Source organism: Enterobacter sp. 301B (assembly GCF_003850715.1).
Lineage (GTDB): Bacteria > Pseudomonadota > Gammaproteobacteria > Enterobacterales > Enterobacteriaceae > Enterobacter > Enterobacter intestinihominis.
Genome location: NZ_PQTC01000002.1, coordinates 292,692 through 314,431, shown reverse-complemented (window position 1 = coordinate 314,431; position 21,740 = coordinate 292,692). Strand labels below are relative to the sequence as shown.

Genomic DNA, 21,740 nt, shown 5'->3' with positions numbered 1-21,740 from the left:
CGCGGGTTTTTTTCGCTCATTCAAAAGGTCTGCCTTCCCTGTGTGATGTCAATCACTATTCGCTTTTAACCATGTTTATATCTAAGAAAGTAGACAATCGTCGAATTTTCATCTTAAAGTCCAGGGTTCGGTACTAGACAAAACTAGCGCCTGGTTATCAAATGGTTAACCAACATTTCGCCGCATGTAAAAAATCGATCGGATACGTAACCGTTCGGCGTACATGCTGGTGTTTACAAGCACGACACATACCTTTTCGGGAGAATTATGCAATCCTCTGTTAATCAAAAAGAGAGCCGAACCTTCTTCGGCCATCCTTATCCGCTCGGTTCGCTGTTCTTCACCGAGATGTGGGAGCGTTTCTCGTTTTACGGTATTCGCCCGCTATTGATCCTGTTTATGGCCGCCACCGTGTACGACGGGGGGATGGGCCTGGCGCGTGAAAACGCCTCGGCGATTGTCGGCATCTTCGCGGGCACCATGTACCTCGCCGCACTGCCGGGCGGCTGGCTGGCGGATAACTGGCTCGGCCAGCAGCGGGCCGTCTGGTACGGTTCGATTTTGATTGCGCTTGGGCACCTGTCGATTGCCCTGTCGGCCATTATGGGCGACAACCTGTTCTTCATCGGCCTGATGTTCATCGTGCTCGGCTCCGGCCTGTTCAAGACCTGTATCTCGGTCATGGTCGGTACCCTCTACAAAAAGGGCGATGCGCGTCGTGACGGCGGTTTCTCGCTGTTCTATATGGGCATCAACATGGGCTCGTTCATTGCTCCTCTGATTTCCGGCTGGCTGATTAAAACCCACGGCTGGCACTGGGGCTTTGGTATCGGCGGTATCGGGATGCTGGTCGCCCTGATTATCTTCCGCGTGTTTGCCGTTCCGGCCATGAAGCGCTACGACAGCGAAGTCGGTCTGGACTCCACCTGGAACAGTCCAGTAGTGAAACGTAACGGCGTGGGTGCCTGGCTGCTGGCGCTGGCTGTGGGTGTTGCAATCATCGTCACGTTGATTGCCCAGGGCGTGATTGTGATTAATCCGGTCGCGGTGGCCAGCGTGCTGGTATATGTGATTGCCGCCTCCGTCGCGCTCTACTTCATCTACCTGTTCATCTTCGCCGGGCTGAATCGCAAAGAGCGCGCAAGGCTGCTGGTATGCTTTATTCTGCTGGTCTCCGCCGCGTTCTTCTGGTCCGCGTTCGAGCAGAAGCCAACCTCTTTCAACCTGTTCGCCAACGACTACACTAACCGCATGATCGGTGATTTTGAGATCCCGGCGGTGTGGTTCCAGTCGATTAATGCCCTGTTCATCATTCTGCTGGCACCGGTATTTAGCTGGGCATGGCCGAAGCTGGCGAGCAATAATATTCGCCCGAGCAGTATCACCAAGTTCGTGATCGGTATTTTGTGCGCGGCGGCGGGCTTCGGCCTGATGATGCTGGCGGCACAGAACGTGCTGAGCAACGGTGGAGCAGGGGTTTCTCCGTTCTGGCTGGTGGGCAGTATCCTGATGCTGACGCTCGGGGAACTGTGCCTGAGTCCGATTGGTCTGGCAACCATGACCCTGCTGGCGCCGGAAAGAATGCGCGGTCAGATGATGGGCCTGTGGTTCTGCGCCAGTGCGCTGGGTAACCTGGCTGCGGGCCTGATTGGTGGTCACGTGAAGGCCGACCAGCTGGATATGCTGCCGGACCTCTTTGCCCGTTGCTCCATCGCGCTGTTGATTTGTGCTGCGGTGCTGATCGTCCTCATTGTTCCGGTGCGTCGCATGCTGGAAAATGTGCAGACAAAACCGGCTACCGAAGCCTGATACTATTCAGCCTGCCGGGGCAGTTATCCAGCCCCGGCCCAACTCAACAGGAGAGAGCATGTCGATAACCTGTCCGGATTGCCACGCAGCGCTCGAGCCGCAAAACGGTATCGCGCACTGCGACAGCTGCAATAACGATATTCCCCTCGAAGCGCGCTGCCCTGACTGCCATCAACCGCTTCAGGTACTCAAGGCCTGCGGTGCGGTGGATTACTTTTGCCAGAACGGCCACGGTCTTATCTCTAAAAAACGCGTGGAGTTTGTTCGGGCTGAAGGTTAATCGCACACGCAGCCTTCACCTTTCTGCCACAGTTCCACCAGCGACTCGGGTGCTTCCTGCTCGGGTACCAGCACGATGATATCGGCGTAGTGCGCCTGATTTTGGCCGGTCCAGATAATCTGGATGCGGAAATAGCGCTGGTCACCTCTGCCGGGGGAAGAGGCTTGTCCGGGCGGCTGGCCGCGCGGGAAAGCCTGCTCCAGAATGCTCACCAGGCGCTGGCGCTGGGCCTCATTAAGCGAGGAGAGCGCAATGGTGCGCTGGCCGCTCAGCTTAGGGATAAAAGCGACGCCGCCTTCCCGGGCCAGCTCAACCACGGCGTCATCCGTCAGTTCCGGAACCTGCATTACAGCACTCCTACCTGTTCCCAGGCTTGTTTTATAGCCCCCCCAACGTCGCTACCGGAGCGTTTCTCGCCGTGCGCTATCGTCAGTTTTGCAAAGGCATCAAAATCCGCATCCTGCGCCAGGTTGCGATCGCAAACCGTGTCGTACCAGGCATAACCCGCTTTTTCCCAGGCGTAGCCACCGATCGCCGTTGCGGCCAGGTAAAACGCGCGGTTGGGGATACCGGAGTTAAGGTGTACGCCGCCGTTATCCTCGCGCGTTTTGATGAAATCTTTCATATGCCCGGGCTGCGGATCTTTACCGAGCAGCGGATCGTTATAGGCCGTGCCGGGTTCAGACATGGAGCGAAGCCCTTTCCCGTTGATGCCCTCCGCCAGCAGCCCTTCACCAATCAGCCAGTCTGCCCGATCGGCGGTTTGCTTAAGATGGTATTGCTTCACCAGCGAACCGAACACGTCGGATAACGACTCGTTCAGCGCGCCCGATTGTTCAAAGTAGATGAGTCCGGCTTCGGTCTCCGTCACGCCGTGGCTAAGCTCATGCGCTACCACGTCGATGGCAATGGTAAAGCGGTTGAAGATTTCCCCGTCGCCATCGCCAAAGACCATCTGCTGGCCGTTCCAGAAGGCGTTTTGATACTCACGGCCATAGTGCACGGTGCCGGTGAGGATCAGCCCTTTGTTATCGAGCGAATCGCGCTGATATTCCTTCCAGAAGAAATCATGGGTAATACCCAGATAATCGTACGCTTCATCCACCGCCACATCTCCGTTGGAGGGCTGGCCTTCATAGCGTACCTGCGTACCCGGCAGCTCCTGGGTCTGTTTCGCATCGTAGGTGTCACGCTCAAGCTGACCGGCTTTATTCACATGCGGCGCGGCGGGCTTGCCCGGCATATGGGCCATCAGCGTCTGGACGTGGGTTAAGGTCTGACGGGCGCAGCGCTGCTGCGGCTCAGAACCGCTTTCGATAATACGGCGAAGAATATACGGAGGGATGACGCTATGTAGATGGGGCATGCTGCTCTCCTTATTAAAAAAGGCAATAGCAGCAGTATAGTTTGTAACCGGTGAAGATTTATCCGCTTTTACGCTGACGCGTTTTTTTCACCGGTTTGATCTCTTTCACTTCACTCTCGACCCAGCCGTCAGAAAGCCGGGTGGTGAGCACATCCCCTGCTTTAACCTGCTTCGTCTGCTTCAGCACTTTGCCGTCCGTCGCGGTGGTCACGCTATAGCCGCGGGCCAGCGTGGAGAGTGGGCTGACGGCTTCCAGATGGGTGACCGCATTGCCAAAACGCTCGCGGGTGGCGCTCAGGCGTGAGCGGATATTTTCCGCGAGGCGGAACTCAAGCTGCTGGATCCGCGTTTGTGCGCGATAAATCTTTGGCTGCGGATTCTGCTGGTTCAGACGCTGAGTCGTGCGCTGCTGGCGCGATATCGCTTTCTTAAGCTGGTTATCCAGCGCGAAGTTCATCCGCTGACGCAGACGCTCCAGTACGGTTTGCTGACGCGCCAGACGCAATTGCGGATGCTGCTGTTGCAGACGATGATGAAGCTGGGTAAAGCGGCGGGTACGGTTGGCGAGGAAGTAGTCCATCGCCATCTCCAGGCGCTGCTGCCCGTTCTGGATCTGGCGCAGTAGCTCCTGCTGATTACGGCTGACCACCTCTGCCGCCGCGGACGGCGTGGGCGCGCGTAAATCCGCGACAAAATCGGCTATCGTCACATCCGTTTCATGGCCGACGGCGCTCACCACAGGGATAAGGCTGGCAAAGATTGCCCGCGCCACGCGCTCGTCGTTAAAGCTCCACAGGTCTTCCAGCGAGCCGCCGCCGCGCCCGACGATCAGGACATCGCACTCCTGACGCGCATTCGCCAGCTCAATCGCGCGCACGATCTGCCCCGGCGCATCGTCACCCTGAACGGCAGTTGGGTAGATAATGACGGGCAGGGAAGGGTCACGGCGCTTCAGGACGTGCAAAATATCGTGCAGCGCCGCGCCGGTTTTCGAGGTGATAACTCCAACACAGTGGGCAGGTGAGGGCAGGGGCTTTTTAAACTGCTGGTCAAACAATCCCTCAGCCGAAAGCATGGCTTTTAACTGCTCGTACTTCTGCTGCAACAAGCCTTCACCGGCGGGCTGCATGCTCTCGACGATAATCTGATAATCGCCGCGCGGCTCATACAGGGTAATGTTGGCGCGAACCAGAACCTGCTGGCCATGCTGAGGGCGGAACGTCACGCGACGATTGCTGTTGCGGAACATCGCGCAGCGCACCTGAGCGGTGTCGTCTTTTAGCGTAAAGTACCAGTGACCGGAAGCAGGCTGTGTGAAGTTAGAGATTTCACCGCTGATCCAGACCTGTCCCATTTCCTGCTCAAGCAGCAAACGCACCGTCTGATTAAGGCGGCTGACAGTATAAATTGAGGGGGATTGAGAGGATAACATGTGAGCGGGATCAAATTCTAAATCAGCAAGTTATTCAGTCGATAGTAACCTGCTGAGAGGCGATCGCAAGCATTTTTTTCAAAAAAGTGTAGATGCAATCGGTTACGCTCTGTATAATGCCACGGCAATATTTAACCACCCAGGTCAGAGATATTGCCCATGCTACGTATCGCTAAAGAAGCACTGACGTTTGACGACGTCCTCCTCGTTCCCGCTCATTCCACCGTTCTGCCGAATACTGCCGACCTCAGCACGCAGTTGACGAAAACCATTCGTCTGAACATTCCTATGCTCTCCGCAGCAATGGACACCGTGACTGAAGCGCGTCTGGCTATCGCTTTGGCACAGGAAGGCGGCATTGGCTTTATCCACAAAAACATGTCTATCGAGCGTCAGGCGGAAGAAGTTCGCCGCGTGAAGAAACATGAATCCGGTATCGTGTCCGATCCTCAGACCGTTCTGCCAACCACCACCCTGCACGAAGTGAAAGCGCTAACCGAGCGTAACGGCTTTGCAGGTTACCCGGTTGTGACCGAAGACAACGAGCTGGTGGGCATCATCACCGGTCGTGATGTGCGTTTCGTGACTGACCTGAACCAGCCTGTCAGCGTCTATATGACACCAAAAGAGCGCCTGGTGACCGTTCGCGAAGGCGAAACCCGCGACGTGGTGCTGGCGAAAATGCACGAAAAACGCGTTGAGAAAGCGCTGGTTGTGGATGCGAACTTCCACCTGCGTGGCATGATCACCGTTAAAGATTTCCAGAAAGCAGAACGTAAACCGAACGCCTGTAAAGACGAGCATGGCCGTCTGCGCGTCGGCGCTGCGGTTGGCGCGGGCGCAGGTAACGAAGAGCGCGTTGACGCGCTGGTTGCCGCGGGCGTTGACGTGCTGCTGATTGACTCCTCACATGGCCACTCCGAAGGCGTTCTGCAACGTATTCGTGAAACCCGTGCTAAATACCCGGATCTCCAGATCATCGGCGGTAACGTGGCTACGGGCGCAGGTGCTCGCGCGCTGGCGGAAGCCGGTTGCAGCGCGGTGAAAGTGGGTATCGGCCCTGGCTCTATCTGTACTACCCGTATCGTCACCGGCGTGGGCGTTCCGCAGATCACCGCGGTGTCTGACGCGGTTGAAGCGCTGGAAGGCACCGGTATTCCGGTTATCGCGGACGGCGGTATCCGCTTCTCTGGCGACATCGCCAAAGCGATCGCCGCAGGTGCCGCAGCCGTGATGGTAGGCTCCATGCTGGCTGGTACCGAAGAATCCCCGGGCGAAATCGAACTCTACCAGGGCCGTTCTTATAAATCCTACCGCGGTATGGGCTCCCTGGGCGCGATGTCCAAAGGTTCCTCCGACCGTTACTTCCAGACCGATAACGCCGCTGACAAACTGGTACCGGAAGGCATCGAAGGCCGCGTGGCCTATAAAGGCCGTCTGAAAGAGATCATCCACCAGCAGATGGGCGGCCTGCGTTCCTGTATGGGTCTGACCGGCTGTGGTACCATTGACCTGCTGCGTACCAAAGCGGAATTCGTACGCATCAGCGGTGCGGGTATCCAGGAGAGCCACGTGCACGACGTGACGATCACCAAAGAGTCCCCGAACTACCGTCTGGGATCATGATTTTCTTCGCCCGACCTCGTGTCGGGCGATTTATTTAATCTGTTTCACTTGCCTCGGAATTAGCGTCAATGACGGAAAACATTCATAAACATCGCATCCTCATCCTCGATTTTGGTTCTCAGTACACTCAACTGGTGGCGCGTCGCGTGCGTGAGCTGGGCGTTTACTGTGAACTGTGGGCGTGGGATGTTACGGAAGCACAGATTCGCGAGTTCAATCCAAGCGGCATCATCCTGTCCGGCGGCCCGGAGAGCACCACCGAAGAGAACAGCCCGCGCGCGCCACAGTACGTATTCGAAGCGGGCGTACCGGTGTTCGGCGTGTGCTACGGCATGCAGACTATGGCGATGCAGCTGGGCGGCCACGTAGAAGGCTCTAACGAGCGTGAGTTCGGCTACGCGCAGGTAGAAGTCGTCACCGACAGCGCGCTGGTGCGCGGTATCGAAGACTCCCTGACCGCAGACGGCAAACCGCTGCTGGACGTGTGGATGAGCCACGGCGACAAAGTCACCGCCATCCCATCGGACTTCGTGACCGTAGCCAGCACCGAAAGCTGCCCGTTCGCGATTATGGCGAACGAAGAAAAACGCTTCTACGGCGTGCAGTTCCACCCGGAAGTGACTCACACCCGTCAGGGTATGCGCATGCTGGAGCGCTTCGTGCGTGATATCTGCCAGTGTGAAGCCCTGTGGACTCCGGCAAAAATCATCGACGACGCCGTGGAGCGTATCCGCCAGCAGGTTGGTGATGACAAAGTGATCCTCGGCCTCTCCGGCGGCGTGGACTCCTCCGTGACCGCGATGCTGCTGCACCGCGCCATCGGCAAAAACCTGACCTGCGTCTTCGTGGACAACGGCCTGCTGCGTCTGAACGAAGCCCAGCAGGTCATGGACATGTTCGGCGACCACTTCGGTCTGAACATCGTTCACGTGGAAGGCGAACAGCGCTTCCTGGACGCGCTGAAAGGCGAGAACGATCCGGAAGCGAAACGTAAAATCATCGGCCGCGTATTCGTGGAAGTGTTCGACGAAGAAGCGCTGAAGCTGGAAGACGTGAAATGGCTGGCGCAGGGCACTATCTACCCTGACGTGATCGAGTCTGCGGCCTCCGCGACCGGTAAAGCGCACGTTATCAAATCTCACCACAACGTGGGCGGCCTGCCGAAAGAGATGAAGATGGGCCTGGTTGAACCACTGCGTGAGCTATTCAAAGACGAAGTGCGTAAGATCGGTCTGGAGCTGGGGCTGCCGTACGATATGCTCTACCGTCACCCATTCCCGGGCCCGGGCCTCGGCGTACGCGTGCTGGGCGAAGTGAAGAAAGAGTACTGCGACCTGCTGCGTCGTGCGGACGCGATCTTCATCGAAGAGCTGCACAAGGCTGACCTGTACAACAAGGTAAGCCAGGCGTTCACCGTGTTCCTGCCGGTTCGTTCTGTAGGCGTAATGGGCGATGGACGTAAGTACGACTGGGTTGTTTCCCTGCGTGCAGTGGAAACCATCGACTTCATGACCGCGCACTGGGCGCACCTGCCGTATGACTTCTTAGGCCGCGTGTCTAACCGCATCATCAACGAAGTGAACGGCATTTCCCGCGTGGTGTATGACATCAGCGGCAAGCCACCGGCGACGATCGAGTGGGAATGATTTCGCGTCTGGCTACAGCCTGTAGGTAAATGCAGTAAAGTATCTCTAAGCCCGCGTAACTGCGGGCTTTTTTGTTTTTTATGTCTGGCACTTTCTGGCAGCGTTAGCAACGGGAAGCACGGTTTTTTCAATGGAATTTTTGATGGTACTCTCTGGTTTTGAATTCAGGTTTGAAAAAGTACCATGTGATAAATTTCGGTTGAGTTATGGTATTTGTTTTTTATAACTCAATTAAAAACAGAGAGTTAAATGACTTTTCTGGATTTTTTACAACATGGTATTTTTTGATAAAGGAAAACAATAAACCATGTTGACTGACACCAGGCTGCGTCACCTTAAGCCGAAGGAGAAACTCTATAAAGTTAATGACCGTGATGGTCTGTATGTTGCGGTCACTCCGGCTGGAACTATTTCATTTCGTTATAACTATTCAATAAACGGAAGACAGGAGACCGTTACTTTTGGCCGCTATGGTGTTGGAGGGATCACGCTTGCAGAAGCGCGTGAACGGCTCAATGAAGCCAAAAAAATTGTTGCCAGTGGAAGATCGCCTGCTAGGGAAAAAGCCAGAGATAAAGCGCGTATCAAAGATGCTGAGACTTTTGGTGCGTGGGCTGAGAAATGGTTACGCGGTTATCAAATGGCTGAATCGACACGTGATATGCGGCGTTCGGTATATCAAAGGGAGTTGAAGTCAAAATTTGCCCAGCAGAAACTTAGCGAGATTACACATGAAGACTTACGTGCATTAACCGATAACATTGTCGAGAGAGGGGCACCGGCGACAGCTGTACACGCCAGAGAGATTGTATTGCAAGTCTATCGCTGGGCTATTGAGCGCGGTCAGAAGGTGGAGAATCCAGCTGATCTGGTACGGCCTGCAAGCATAGCGAAATTTGAGCCTCGTGACAGGGCATTGACGCCAGTTGAAATCGGTCTGATGTATCGGTATATGGAACGGGTAGGAACGACGCCATCAATCAGAGCAGCGGTTAAACTTTTGCTGTTAACGATGGTACGTAAAAGCGAGCTTACTAACGCGACCTGGAGCGAGATCAATTTTAGTGAAGCATTATGGACGATACCAAAGCCCCTCAAGTGTCATGACAGTAGTTCTTCAAGTCATAGCATCTTGAAACACCTTCGATTATCAGGTAACGATCTTATATAGTATAGGTCTTTGACTTTCATGACTTTTGGGAGCTTTAATGCATCTAATAATGCTCGATACATGTGTTTGGCTTGATATTTCCTCTAAAAAAGCTGAATTGCCAATGCTTACTGCCATCGAGCATCTGGTAGAGGATGGGAGTATCAAAATACTACTGCCCGATCTGATACGTGCCGAGTACGAACGAAATAAAGAAAGGGTGATTGAGGCTACGCGAAAACGACTCTCCAGTGAATTTCGAGTAATTAAAGGGGTAGTTGAGTCTTTTGGCGGTGAAGGTAAAGATACTGCGCTCAGGACCTTAGATGATGTTAATCACAGATTGCCTATTCTTTCCGAAGTTAATCAAAATACAGTAAATCGTGTTACCAAACTTTTTGACATGGCCCACGAAGTTATAATCTCTGATGCCGCAAAAATAAGAGCGGCAGAGCGGGCTATCGCTAAGAAGGCACCGTTCCATAAGCAGAAGAATAGTGTGGCTGATGCAATGTTAGCAGAAACTTTCCAAGAGTTTCGGCTGTCGCATATAAGTGAGTACGAGACCTTTAGATTTGTCACTCACAATGTGACGGATTTTTCCGGCAAAGACCACAGGCAGCCACACGACGATTTCGCAGATATTTTTGACGGCAACAGCTCTTTATTCTTTAACGCCACGAGCGCTGCCATCGAGGATCTGCTCGATCTTGAAGAATTTCACTATGAGAATAGCTTTGCTTGGGAGGACGAAACTCGTGGGCTTCAGGAAATCATGTCTGCGATGGACGAGCTCTTCGATAAAGTTTGGTACAACCGCCATATGAACATGATGTATCACCTAGATAATGGTGATATAGAGGTAATCCCCGCTGGCACAAAACGCCACGGCAATGATGTGATTCACGAAGATACCCTCGACCAAGCAAAAATTGCAGCTCAACGAGTCAGGGATAAATATGAAGATACTGGGCCTTGGAGCGACTTTGAATGGGGGGTGCTCAATGGGAAGCTTTCTGCCCTGCGATGGGTCTTGGGTGATGAGTGGGACATGCTCGATACGTAAGTAAGGAAGGCATTGCTGCTTATCGAATGGGCAAAAGCTACGCTGGCGAGCCGCTATCTTGGAGGATGATTACGGGAAGAGCTGCATAAAGACATTGCAATGAACCGTTTTTGAACTTAATGTGTAAAGTGTAACGTCACACTTTACATAGAGGCAGCGACCATGACTGATGATTCCCTCCCCCTTCATCCCGGTTCCTATGTTCGGAAAAACGTCCTTGATCCTCGTGGGCTCACGGTTACTGAGGTGGCGAAGTTGATCGGCGTTAGCCGCCCGGGCCTATCGAATTTTCTCAATGGGAAGGTATCTGCAACGCCCGATATGGCAGCACGTCTTGAACGTGCTTTCGGGATTTCCGCCAAGGCCATTCTCGATTTGCAGACAGAATATGACGCGCAGGGTGATAAAACGGCAGGCGCAGCTCAAAAGGCGCGTACTTACGTGCCCTCTTTTTTAAATGTCCAAGCCAACGATCTCGTAAATTGGTTCACAACGACAATTCTTGCGCGCACTAAGCTGTCGGTGCTGCTGCGAACGCTCATTCACTCCACGGGACGTGATCTTCAGAAAGTAGATTTCCCCGGTAACGACGATGCCGAGCGTGCCGGCTGGGATGGCTTCATTGAGGCCAGTTCCGGCACACCTTGGATACCTTCTGGTGCCTCTGGGTGGGAGTTCGGTGTCACCGCGGACATCAAGGCCAAGGCAGACGGGGATTTTGCAAAAAGCGTCCGGGCTATCAAGAGCGCTGAAAGGGCAAATATTACGTTTGTCTTTGTCACTCCAAGGCGGTGGCCGGGTAAGACGGCCTGGGTCGCGGATATGAAGAGCAAAAAGCTTTGGAAAGACATTCGTGCATACGACGCCAGTGATCTTGAGCAGTGGATGGAGCAATCACTCGCGGCCCAGACCTGGTTTGCGAACCAGACGGATCGTCCTTCTAATGGTGTCAGAACCTTAGAGCGTTGCTGGAGCGATTGGGCAAACGTAGCGGCCCCCGCGCTTCATCCTTCTCTTTTTACTACGGCGAATGAGGCGTGGAACGGCAAGATCAAATCCTTCCTGGCGAAAGACGATGCGAATCCCTTAGTAATAGCGGCTGACTCCGTTGAAGAGGCGCTGGCGTTTTTAAATCAAGTCTTGGCCCCCCCCGAGTTTGAACAGTATAGGGATCGGGTGTTGGTATTTGACAAGGCAGGAGTACTCCCGAAACTCGCCCAAGGCACTACCGATTTCATTGCAGTAGCCCATACGCGGGAAGTGGAGCGTGAGCTTGGGCCCTACAGCACATCGCTGCGAACCATTGTTGTTTATCCCCGCAATGCTACTAGCGTGGAGCCTCATGTCGTGTTGGAGCCGCTCGGGTTCGAGCCGTTCACTAAAGCTCTGGAAGCGATGGGAAAATCGCGCGATGACATAGCGAAACTAACTAACGCCTCGGGGCGTTCGTTGACGGTTCTTCGACGTCAACTCTCGAATATTCCGGCAATCCACACACCTGCTTGGGCTGAAGATCCAAGAATCGCATCGGGGATTGTTCCGCTTGTTCTTGTCGGCGCATGGGACGCTCAGAACAAGGCGGATCAAACTATCCTGTCCCATCTGGCTGAGGCACCTTTTGAGGTGTTGGAAAAGCGCATTCTTGATTTGTTGCGGCTCAACGATTCTCCAGTCTGGTCAATTGGTGGGTATCGGGGGGTGATTTCGAAAATTGACTCCCTCTTCGCAATTGCGGGCACGGTCTCCAAGGCTGATCTTGACCGCTTTCTTGACGTTGCGCGGACTGTACTGGGTGAAGATGATCCTGCCCTCGACTTGCCCGAGAAAGATCGTTGGGCGGCGGCCATTCATGGCAAAAGACGAGAGTTCTCGGGGGCTGTGCGAGAAGGCGTTTCCGAGACTTTGGTTTTGCTGGCTGTGTACGGCAAGAATCTCTTCGGGAAGCACCTTGGCTTTGATGGGGAATTTGAAGCCGCGAAAATCGTGCGTGATCTTCTTGTGCCTGTAACGACTAGAAAGCTAGAGGCTAATGGGCGCGACCTTCCACTTTATGCAGAAGCTGCTCCCGCCGAGTTTCTTGATATCATCGAGCGTGATCTGCGAGCAGAAAAGTCCGAAGTCATGGGCTTGCTGAGGCCTACCGATACCGGGCTTTTTGGCTCATGTCCGCGCACTGGACTGCTTTGGGCTCTCGAAGGACTTGCTTGGAATCCGACCACCTTTCCGCGGGTAGTGAAGATTCTGGGCCAGCTTTCTGAGGTAGAGATTAACGATAACTGGGCAAATAAGCCTATCGAATCGCTTGGCTCCATTCTTCGTGCATGGATGCCGCAGACGGCGGCAAACCACGAGATGCGCCTGAAGGCGGTCAGCATGCTTTTGGATAAGCACCCGGCGGTCGGGTGGAGGGTTTGCCTCCAGCAGTTCGGTGATTACGGCAGTGGCGTCGGCGGCTATAGCCATAAGCCGAAGTGGCGTCCTGACGGCTACGGGTTTGGGGAGCCTTTCAAAACATGGGGACCAATCCATGCATTCGTCAGAGAGATGGTAAAAGTCGCGCTAAGCAGGCCGTCCTACACTGTCGAGATGTTATGCGACCTTGTGTCAAGGCTGCATGCACTCGCGGCGGAGGATCAGGCGCGCGTATGGGAGATTATCGACGAGTGGCGCAACTCGGGCGCGCTTGACGAGGAAGTTGCGAAGATCCGCGAGAAAATTCGTGTGACTGTTCTCTCTCGCCGGGGGCGTAAAAAGGTCAATGAGGAAGGCCAAGCGAGCCTGACGGAGAAAGCCAAGGCAGTCTATGCGGAGTTGCAGCCCAAGGACATTGTGAATAAGTATGAATGGCTGTTTCGGCAGGGATGGGTTGAGGAGTCGGCAGACGAACTCGCAGGAGACGAGATGGACTTCCGAGCGCGTGAGCAACGCATAGAAAAGCTCCGCGTTGAAGCCCTGACAGACATTGTGCAAGAACGAGGTATTCCGGGCATTCTCGCACTCTCTGAAAAAGGAAATTCCCAACGCCAAATCGGTGCTCACCTGGTGTCCGGCATACTTACCGACGAGCAGATTGAAGATTTGATCTTGCAATGCCTGCGTCCGGCAGAAAATTATTCGGGTCGTGATGGCATTGTCGCCGGCGCGCTCTGGTCGTTGGACGAGGATAGGAGAAAGGCCATATATGCGGGCCTGCGGGATAAAGTGGTCGAAGAGGAAACGCTCCGTCTCTTGTTGCTTTCACCTTACCGGGTTTCTACGTGGGTGCTTGTAGATCAACTTTCGGCTGAAGCTCGGAGTCGTTACTGGGTTGAAGTAGTTCCACAATATGTTTTTGACTCGCCTGAGGAAAACAATGAGAGCGTTCGCCGCCTGCTTGAAGTCGAACGTCCGAGGGCAGCCTTCGCATCAATACATTTCAAGCTTGAAGAAATACACCCATCTCTCCTAGTGCAGACTCTATCTGCCATGGCGAAAAATAGTCAGGATAAAGCTGGGGAGTACCAGCTGCACGACTACGATGTGCGGCGCGCCTTCCAGCTTCTCAATCGCAACTCAGACCTCACTCTAGAGGAAAAAGCTGGACTGGAATTCGCATATTTAGAGGTTCTGGCTCGCTCTTTCCGAGGGGGAGACCAGCAGCAGATTCCAAACCTTGAGCGCTACATTGAGGAACATCCTGAACTATTCGTGCAGGCTGTAGTGTGGGCCTATAAGCGCAAGGATCGTGGCGAAGATCCCGCCGAGTTTCGCATTACAGAAGGTCGCGAGCATATGGCACAGCGCGGGTACCGCCTCCTTGAAGCCATTGAACGTATCCCTGGTCAAGATAAAGCAACTAAAGAGGAACAGCAGGAAAAGCTCGCAGAATGGGTGGCAACGGTAAGGCGGTCTTGTGCTGAACTTGACCGCGCGGAGATCGCGGACGTGTGCCTTGGAAAGCTATTCTCTAACGCACCGGCTGGCGAGGATGGCGCGTGGCCGAACGAAGCTGTTCGCGATGTGATGGAGGATCTACGGTCTGAGGACATCAGCAGCGGCGCACATACGGGTTTATACAACGCGCGCGGCGTCCATTGGCGCGGGGAAGGCGGTGGTCAGGAGCGGGAGCTTGCAGACAAGTATCGCGTCTGGGCCGACACCTTGCAATTTACGCATCCCTTCGTGGCGTCATCGTTGCTGATGTCGATGGTCAATACGTATGAGCGTGAAGCTGAGCAACACGATACTGAAGCCGGTATCCGTCGTCGGTTAAGGCATTAAAGGGGAGAATATGGCTGTGGCTTATACTTCATGGTATTCTCCATGGTATCATGATGTTGGTGATATTCATGTTTTTGATGTATAAGGGAAATATCACTCTATTGATAATAGAGTGGGAATGATTTCGCGTCTGGCTACAGCCTGTAGGTAAATGCAGTAAAGTATCTCTAAGCCCGCGTAACTGCGGGCTTTTTTGTTTTTTATGTCTGGCACTTTCTGGCAGCGTTAGCAACGAAGAGCATAATTTCAGAACGCACTGTGGCGCAGAAAGTAACAGAAATTTATGCTGTTGGCCTCTCGTACCATGAATCAGAGAATTGGATATTCCCATCTACAATACGCCATGTGATTTTTTCATATTGCATAGAGACGGATTCCATATGATTTAACTTATCATTGCCTGATAATTTAACATTGGGCACACCACAATTAACACCCGTTATTTTTACATTTTCCATTAATACGGTGTAATAATACACCTCCTGGCCCGCATCATTGATATGATAAAATTTTACTTCTGCACTTTTTAATGTTTGCCCTGTAGCTGCTGCTTTGTAGAGATAGGGACTGGAACTGTCGACTTCTTTTTCAAAATTAAATGATGAATGTTGGCGTGTTCCGGTGATCTTTCCATTGGCAGTATCGACGGGAAGGTTAACACCATGACCCATACTGATTACCTCGATAGAGCCCTCACGATCCTGAACATCTACAGAGCCTTTGATATCTGCACCACCATCATCTTTTAGCCAAAGATAGGGAGGGATAGGCATTTTATTTACTCCTTATTAGTTTAATAAACTTCATTGTTATGATGTAGAAAAAGAGAGAGGTAAGAGTGTTGAATGAAATTAATACATAATCATAACTATAATAGATATCTTCGGGTGTTGGGTTGTTGCTAATTAAATAGGAAATTCTAATAGCTGTTTCGTGACTTATTAATGGATGTTCAGTTAAGTAGCAAACATCTAACCATGAAACAATAGCGAATATGCCGATGAAAAGAACCATTCTAACAGAACTAAGGACAAGTTTTCTGATAACCACCAATAATGACCTCAATTGTTCCATAGGATTCTAAATCAAGACCTTTAACCTTTGCTGTCTTTGTTCTTAATAGTGCGTTTCTTAATCTATTGTAATCTGATTGGCTTGGTAAAGTTATACACCCTTCTGATACCTGACCGGGATGTAGCCTAAATCCACCTCTGGCTACGCTTTTGTAAAATGTAGAATCATCTATATTCCCATCGTCGCGAAATAAAGCAAACCATTCAGAATGATCAACATGATAACTAAAAGTGCTTTTATATGTATCGACTCCCCAGGCTCTAAATCTGTTAGCCATACTTCCTTTAGGCCTGTCTACTATATAATATTTACCTTTTGGTAGCGGTCCAACGTTAGGAATGATGCCACATGCTCCTTTGTTTCTGTATGCACCGTTACCAGAAAAAGCCATAAAGACTCCAACACCATCAAATTCAAGTGGTGAGTAATCAGCATCATTTATAATAAACTTTCCATGCAAAGTCATGTATCTCTCTTTTCTTTATAGATGCTTATGAAAATTATCTGCATATAGTGCGTGTATTTTTAAAATAAAATATACATAAAGTGCGCATTTAATTATTTTACTCTAAAAAAGGTTGGCTTGCCTTTGGAAAGTAGATCTATATCAATTTTACAGCTACACCCGATAGTAGATCGTTTTAAGGGATGTGTTCATAAAAATATAAAGTGAAGTTCCACAGATAATCCCGACAAAAATCATCCCTACAGTTGTGCTCGGAATCTCGACGTAACGAGATTAAGGACAATATATAAGAAAGCCGATTATCGAGAATAGCGTAAAGCCAAAATGCAAGGACTGAGCTGATATGATTGAGTAGGAATAAGCCCGTAAACCTTTCTGCAAGTCATAAGCAGTTAAGACTGATAAACCCCCCTTTTACAGAGGGTTTTTCTTTTGTAACTGATATCCGAACGGGACGTGAATTATTGGCTCATCTGTCGGGATCCACGGCAGCCGATACTGCGTCGCCATGCCCCTGGAGCCTGACCATACTGACGCTTAAAGCTGCGGTTGAAGGACTGCTGAGAGTCAAAGCCCAGCGCGATCGCCACGTTCAGAATCGGTTCATCGCTTTGGGCTAAGCGCTCAACCGATTTTTGCAGCTTTTGCGCGCGAATATATTCGGCGAGAGGGGAGCCGGTATGTTCTTTGAAGATCCGCTGGAGATGCCATTTCGAATAGCCGGCTCGCCTGGAGACGGTTTCAATGTCCAGGCGGCTATCAAGGTTGTTGTCGATCCAGTCGAGCAAATCGTGAATGAATGCACCCGTGTTCATCTTGCTTCCCCCTACGCCACGCATTAAAAGCATCTTTGTTTGTTGCACTTAAAGGTGGCCCGTTTTGATATTAATTGCAAGTTTTATTGTTACATTTAAATCCCTTCTCAAAACCCGTGATTTACCTTCGCCGCAAATAGCACATAAAGTGCAACAATTATTCTTGCACTTAATTAAGCGCCTTCCTACAATCGCCGCGATAGTGTATTCGCAACTGTTACAGTTTTGTGGCGATGAACGACACAAATGGCCTTAAGCCAGACCGGACAAAGGAAGTGGCGCGGCGCCTCCCGCTGCGTCTTGCCCGGCGGCTACAATAACCGGAATAAAAATAATGAGCCTGCAAAAAACCTGGGGTTACTTTCATCTGAGCGCGACGGGGGTGGTTTTACTCTCCGCGCTTCTCGTCGGGTGCGATGACAGCGTCGCGCAAAATGCCGCACCGCAAGCGCCCGTCGTCAGCGCAGCTGACGTGGTGGTGAAATCCATTAGCCAGTGGGACAGCTTTAACGGTCGCATTGAAGCGGTGGAAAGCGTTCAGCTGCGCCCACGCGTCTCCGGCTACATTGATAAAGTGAATTACACCGACGGCCAGGAGGTGAAAAAGGGCGAGGTGCTGTTCACGATTGATGACCGAACCTATCGCGCGGCGCTGGAACAGGCGCAGGCGAACCTGGCGAGAGCCAAAACGCAGGCCAGCCTGGCGCGAAGCGAGGCTAACCGTACCGATAAATTAGTCAATACCAACGTGGTATCTCGTGAAGAGTGGGAGCAGCGCCGTTCCGCCGCTACCCAGGCGCAGGCCGATATTCGCGCGGCGCAGGCGGCGGTTGATGCCGCGCAGCTCAACCTCGACTTCACCAAAGTGACCGCGCCTATCGACGGTCGCGCCAGCCGGGCGCTGATCACCAGCGGTAACCTGGTGACTGCGGGTGACAGCGCCAGCGTGCTCACCACCCTGGTCTCACAGAAGACGGTTTACGTCTACTTCGACGTGGACGAGTCCACCTATCTTCACTATCAGAACCTGGCCCGCAGCGGGCAGGGGGCGTCCAGTCACCACACGGCGCTGCCGGTGGAGATTGGTCTGACGGGTGAGGAGGGCTATCCCCATCAGGGCAAAGTGGATTTCCTGGATAACCAGCTCACGCCGAGTACCGGTACAATCCGCATGCGCGCGCTGCTGGATAACTCACAGCGTCAGTTCACGCCGGGACTCTTCGCACGCGTGCGCCTGCCGGGCAGTGCGGAATTTAAAGCCACGCTTGTTGACGATAAGGCGGTGCTGACCGATCAGGATCGTAAGTATGTTTATGTCGTTGATAAAGACGGGAAAGCGCAGCGCCGCGACATTACGCCGGGGCGTCTGGCCGACGGTTTACGTATCGTACAGCAGGGGCTGAAACCCGGGGATAAAGTCATCGTCGATGGTTTACAAAAAGTGTTTATGCCGGGTATGCCGGTTAACGCGAAAACCGTTGCCATGACCGCCAGCGCCGCCCTCAACTGATCCCTTACCTGAGAATCCAATCCATGGACTTTTCCCGTTTTTTCATCGACAGGCCGATTTTTGCCGCCGTACTGTCGATTCTGATTTTTATCACAGGATTAATCGCCATCCCGCTGCTGCCGGTGAGCGAATATCCTGATGTCGTGCCGCCAAGCGTGCAGGTGCGCGCCGAGTACCCGGGCGCCAACCCGAAAGTGATTGCCGAAACCGTGGCGACGCCGCTGGAAGAGGCGATCAACGGCGTTGAAAACATGATGTACATGAAATCCGTCGCGGGCTCCGACGGCGTGCTGGTGACTACCGTCACCTTCCGTCCGGGTACCGACCCGGATCAGGCGCAGGTACAGGTGCAAAACCGCGTTGCACAGGCCGAGGCGCGTCTGCCGGAAGACGTTCGGCGTCTGGGCATCACGACTCAGAAACAGTCGCCAACGCTGACGCTGGTGGTGCATCTCTTTTCGCCTGGCGGTAAGTACGATTCACTGTATATGCGTAACTACGCCACGCTGAAGGTGAAGGACGAGCTGGCGCGTCTGCCCGGCGTGGGTCAGATCCAGATTTTCGGCTCGGGTGAATACGCGATGCGCGTCTGGCTGGATCCAAACAAGGTGGCGGCGCGCGGACTGACGGCCTCGGACGTGGTGACGGCGATGCAGGAGCAAAACGTACAGGTCTCCGCCGGGCAGCTTGGCGCCGAGCCGCTGCCGAAAGAGAGCGATTTCCTGATCTCCATTAACGCCCAGGGCCGTCTGCATACCGAAGAAGAGTTTGGCAATATTGTCCTGAAAACAACGCAGGACGGCACGGTCGTCCGCCTGCGCGACGTGGCGCGTATCGAGATGGGTTCCGGCAGCTATGCGCTGCGCTCCCAGCTGAACAATAAAGACGCGGTCGGGATTGGTATCTTCCAGTCACCGGGGGCAAACGCCATCGATCTGTCTAACGCGGTGCGCGCCAAAATGGACGAACTGTCCACCCGTTTTCCGGACGATATGAAGTGGGCGGCACCTTACGACCCAACGGTATTTGTGCGCGACTCGATCCGTGCGGTTGTACAAACGCTGCTGGAAGCGGTGGTGCTGGTCGTGCTGGTGGTGATCCTGTTCCTGCAAACCTGGCGCGCGTCGATCATCCCGCTGATCGCGGTGCCGGTATCGGTCGTGGGTACCTTCAGCATTCTTTACCTGCTGGGCTTCTCGCTGAATACACTGAGCCTGTTCGGGCTGGTGCTGGCCATCGGTATCGTGGTGGATGATGCCATCGTGGTGGTGGAGAACGTCGAGCGAAATATCGAAGAGGGGCTCGCCCCGCTTGCGGCGGCGCATCAGGCGATGCGTGAAGTGTCCGGGCCGATTATCGCCATTGCGCTGGTGCTGTGTGCAGTGTTTGTGCCGATGGCGTTCCTCTCTGGCGTGACCGGCCAGTTCTACAAACAGTTTGCGGTAACGATAGCTATTTCCACGGTGATCTCCGCGATCAACTCGCTGACGCTTTCTCCGGCGCTGGCCGCGCTGCTGTTGAAGCCGCATGGTGCCCCGAAAGATTTCCCGACCCGGCTTATCGATCGTCTGTTCGGCTGGATTTTCCGTCCGTTTAACCGCTTTTTCCATCGCAGCTCGACCGGCTATCAGGGACTGGTAGGGAAAACGCTTGGCCGACGCGGTGCAGTTTTTGCGGTTTATTTGCTGCTGCTTTGTGCCGCGGGTGTGATGTTTAAAGTCGTACCCGGCGGGTTTATTCCGACGCAGGATAAGCTGTACCTGATCGGCGGCGTGAAAATGCCGGAAGGCTCGTCGCTGGCGCGTACCGATGCGGTGATCCGCAAAATGAGCGAAATCGGGATGAATACCGAAGGTGTGGATTATGCGGTCGCGTTTCCTGGCCTGAACGCGCTCCAGTTCACCAATACGCCGAACACCGGGACGGTCTTCTTTGGCCTGAAGCCGTTCGACCAGCGTAAACATAGTGCGGCGGAAATTAACGCGGAGATCAATGCGAAAATCGCTCAAATCCAGCAGGGCTTTGGCTTCTCGATTCTGCCGCCGCCGATTTTAGGGCTGGGTCAAGGGTCCGGTTATTCGCTGTACATTCAGGACCGTGCTGGTCTGGGCTATGGCGCGCTGCAAAACGCGGTGAACACCATGTCCGGGGCGATTATGCAGACGCCGGGTATGCATTTCCCCATCTCAACCTACCAGGCTAACGTTCCGCAGCTGGATGTGCAGGTTGACCGTGATAAAGCGAAAGCGCAGGGCGTATCGCTTACCGATCTTTTCGGCACGCTGCAAACCTATCTGGGCTCGTCATATGTAAACGACTTTAACCAGTTTGGACGGACCTGGCGCGTAATGGCACAGGCCGACGGGCAGTTCCGCGACAGCGTGGAAGATATCGCGAATTTACGCACACGCAATGACCAGGGCGAAATGGTGCCGATTGGCAGTATGGTGAAAATCACGACCACCTACGGGCCGGACCCGGTGATCCGCTATAATGGTTACCCGGCGGCGGATCTTATTGGTGATGCTGACCCGCGCGTGCTCTCTTCCGCGCAGGCGATGACGCAGCTGGACGCCATGTCTAAGCAGATCCTGCCGAACGGGATGAATATTGAATGGACGGACCTGAGTTTCCAGCAGGCCACCCAGGGCAATACGGCGCTGATCGTCTTCCCGGTCGCGGTGCTGCTGGCGTTCCTGGTGCTGGCGGCGCTGTATGAAAGCTGGACGCTGCCGCTGGCGGTGATCCTTATCGTGCCGATGACGATGCTCTCCGCGCTGTTCGGCGTCTGGCTGACCGGGGGCGATAACAACGTCTTCGTGCAGGTGGGGCTGGTCGTGCTGATGGGGCTGGCCTGTAAAAACGCGATACTTATCGTGGAGTTTGCCCGCGAGCTGGAAATTCAGGGCAAAGGCATCATGGAGGCTGCGCTGGAGGCGTGCCGCCTGCGTTTACGCCCGATTGTAATGACCTCTATCGCCTTTATTGCCGGGACCATTCCACTGATCCTAGGTCACGGGGCAGGGGCAGAAGTCCGCGGCGTCACCGGGATCACCGTCTTCTCCGGGATGCTGGGCGTGACGCTGTTTGGTCTGTTCCTGACGCCGGTCTTTTACGTGACGCTGCGTAAGTTCGTGACGCGCGGCAAAGCGGAAAGAGAGGTGTTGCCTGCGTAGGACGTAGCAGATAACAAAAAGCCGCCTTCATTGTGAAGGCGGCTTTTTTTTCGCAATCCGTCAG

General features: G+C 53.5%; 14 protein-coding genes and 1 pseudogene. 9 read left to right on the top strand and 6 right to left on the bottom strand.

Going from position 1 to position 21,740, the window contains the following annotated elements; all coding sequences use genetic code 11:
- Positions 1-267 precede the first annotated feature (267 nt).
- Positions 268-1,809 (top strand): peptide MFS transporter, encoded by a 1,542-nt coding sequence (locus C3451_RS03840; RefSeq protein ID WP_023306697.1) that lies wholly within the window; start codon positions 268-270, stop codon positions 1,807-1,809.
- A gap of 58 nt (positions 1,810-1,867) precedes the next feature.
- Entirely contained in the window at positions 1,868-2,089 is a 222-nt protein-coding gene (locus tag C3451_RS03835) for a zinc ribbon domain-containing protein (protein WP_023300707.1), read from the top strand.
- Here the strand turns inward: C3451_RS03835 and C3451_RS03830 are convergent.
- From C3451_RS03830 to xseA, 3 genes are read right to left on the bottom strand one after another with little or no spacing between them, the layout of a single operon-like run.
- Positions 2,086-2,436 carry a protealysin inhibitor emfourin gene (locus C3451_RS03830; protein WP_023300706.1) on the bottom strand — a complete coding sequence of 117 codons (351 nt, stop codon included), beginning with the start codon at positions 2,434-2,436 and terminating at the stop codon, positions 2,086-2,088. The genes C3451_RS03835 and C3451_RS03830 overlap by 4 nt on opposite strands.
- Positions 2,436-3,455 (bottom strand): M4 family metallopeptidase, encoded by a 1,020-nt coding sequence (locus C3451_RS03825; protein WP_045621485.1) that lies wholly within the window; start codon positions 3,453-3,455, stop codon positions 2,436-2,438. The genes C3451_RS03830 and C3451_RS03825 overlap by 1 nt, the downstream gene beginning before the upstream one ends.
- Before the next feature lie 58 nt (positions 3,456-3,513).
- The gene (gene xseA, locus C3451_RS03820; protein WP_045621484.1) at positions 3,514-4,887 is read right to left on the bottom strand and encodes an exodeoxyribonuclease VII large subunit; all 1,374 of its coding nucleotides are present in this window, start codon (positions 4,885-4,887) and stop codon (positions 3,514-3,516) included.
- Positions 4,888-5,046: 159 nt separating this feature from the next.
- Between xseA and guaB the strand changes: the two genes are divergently transcribed.
- The 5 genes and pseudogenes from guaB to C3451_RS03795 all read left to right on the top strand — a co-directional run bounded on the left by guaB (position 5,047) and on the right by C3451_RS03795 (position 14,635).
- A complete protein-coding gene (gene guaB / locus C3451_RS03815) occupies positions 5,047-6,513 on the top strand; it encodes an IMP dehydrogenase (protein WP_003860601.1) in 1,467 nt (488 codons plus the stop codon).
- A 68-nt stretch (positions 6,514-6,581) separates the two neighbouring features.
- Positions 6,582-8,159 carry a glutamine-hydrolyzing GMP synthase gene (guaA, locus tag C3451_RS03810; protein WP_006811514.1) on the top strand — a complete coding sequence of 526 codons (1,578 nt, stop codon included), beginning with the start codon at positions 6,582-6,584 and terminating at the stop codon, positions 8,157-8,159.
- 307 nt (positions 8,160-8,466) lie between these two features.
- Positions 8,467-9,249 (top strand): annotated as a pseudogene (locus C3451_RS03805) (integrase family protein); the annotation flags it as partial.
- Between the two features lie 130 nt (positions 9,250-9,379).
- Positions 9,380-10,375, top strand: a complete 996-nt coding sequence (locus C3451_RS03800) for a PIN domain-containing protein (RefSeq protein WP_233161282.1) — start codon at positions 9,380-9,382, stop codon at positions 10,373-10,375.
- 162 nt (positions 10,376-10,537) lie between these two features.
- The gene (locus C3451_RS03795) at positions 10,538-14,635 is read left to right on the top strand and encodes a HigA family addiction module antitoxin (protein WP_124304235.1); all 4,098 of its coding nucleotides are present in this window, start codon (positions 10,538-10,540) and stop codon (positions 14,633-14,635) included.
- A gap of 281 nt (positions 14,636-14,916) precedes the next feature.
- Here C3451_RS03795 and tssD read toward each other — a convergent pair whose 3' ends face one another.
- From tssD to C3451_RS03780, 3 genes are all read right to left on the bottom strand, one after another.
- On the bottom strand, positions 14,917-15,408 hold the full coding sequence (gene tssD / locus C3451_RS03790) for a type VI secretion system tube protein TssD (protein WP_063139283.1): 492 nt from the start codon (positions 15,406-15,408) through the stop codon (positions 14,917-14,919).
- A 251-nt stretch (positions 15,409-15,659) separates the two neighbouring features.
- Positions 15,660-16,175 carry a DUF2778 domain-containing protein gene (locus C3451_RS03785; RefSeq protein WP_023300701.1) on the bottom strand — a complete coding sequence of 172 codons (516 nt, stop codon included), beginning with the start codon at positions 16,173-16,175 and terminating at the stop codon, positions 15,660-15,662.
- Positions 16,176-16,636: 461 nt separating this feature from the next.
- Positions 16,637-16,990, bottom strand: a complete 354-nt coding sequence (locus C3451_RS03780) for a helix-turn-helix domain-containing protein (protein ID WP_006811509.1) — start codon at positions 16,988-16,990, stop codon at positions 16,637-16,639.
- A gap of 334 nt (positions 16,991-17,324) precedes the next feature.
- Here C3451_RS03780 and C3451_RS03775 point away from each other — a divergent pair, with 334 nt between their 5' ends.
- Positions 17,325-18,500 (top strand): efflux RND transporter periplasmic adaptor subunit, encoded by a 1,176-nt coding sequence (locus tag C3451_RS03775; RefSeq protein WP_045308556.1) that lies wholly within the window; start codon positions 17,325-17,327, stop codon positions 18,498-18,500.
- A gap of 23 nt (positions 18,501-18,523) precedes the next feature.
- Positions 18,524-21,676, top strand: coding sequence for a multidrug efflux RND transporter permease subunit OqxB (oqxB, locus tag C3451_RS03770; RefSeq protein WP_045621480.1), 3,153 nt, complete (start codon positions 18,524-18,526; stop codon positions 21,674-21,676).
- Positions 21,677-21,740 lie beyond the last annotated feature (64 nt).

Coding starts and splice junctions, on each gene's coding strand:
- oqxB (WP_045621480.1), top strand. CDS start 18,524: ATGGACTTTTCCCGTTTTTTCATCGACAGGCCGATTTTTGCCGCCGTA.
- guaB (WP_003860601.1), top strand. CDS start 5,047: ATGCTACGTATCGCTAAAGAAGCACTGACGTTTGACGACGTCCTCCTC.
- xseA (WP_045621484.1), bottom strand. CDS start 4,887: ATGTTATCCTCTCAATCCCCCTCAATTTATACTGTCAGCCGCCTTAAT.
- C3451_RS03785 (WP_023300701.1), bottom strand. CDS start 16,175: ATGACTTTGCATGGAAAGTTTATTATAAATGATGCTGATTACTCACCA.
- C3451_RS03775 (WP_045308556.1), top strand. CDS start 17,325: ATGAGCCTGCAAAAAACCTGGGGTTACTTTCATCTGAGCGCGACGGGG.
- C3451_RS03835 (WP_023300707.1), top strand. CDS start 1,868: ATGTCGATAACCTGTCCGGATTGCCACGCAGCGCTCGAGCCGCAAAAC.
- C3451_RS03840 (WP_023306697.1), top strand. CDS start 268: ATGCAATCCTCTGTTAATCAAAAAGAGAGCCGAACCTTCTTCGGCCAT.
- tssD (WP_063139283.1), bottom strand. CDS start 15,408: ATGCCTATCCCTCCCTATCTTTGGCTAAAAGATGATGGTGGTGCAGAT.
- C3451_RS03825 (WP_045621485.1), bottom strand. CDS start 3,455: ATGCCCCATCTACATAGCGTCATCCCTCCGTATATTCTTCGCCGTATT.
- C3451_RS03795 (WP_124304235.1), top strand. CDS start 10,538: ATGACTGATGATTCCCTCCCCCTTCATCCCGGTTCCTATGTTCGGAAA.
- C3451_RS03830 (WP_023300706.1), bottom strand. CDS start 2,436: ATGCAGGTTCCGGAACTGACGGATGACGCCGTGGTTGAGCTGGCCCGG.
- C3451_RS03800 (WP_233161282.1), top strand. CDS start 9,380: ATGCTCGATACATGTGTTTGGCTTGATATTTCCTCTAAAAAAGCTGAA.
- C3451_RS03780 (WP_006811509.1), bottom strand. CDS start 16,990: ATGAACACGGGTGCATTCATTCACGATTTGCTCGACTGGATCGACAAC.
- guaA (WP_006811514.1), top strand. CDS start 6,582: ATGACGGAAAACATTCATAAACATCGCATCCTCATCCTCGATTTTGGT.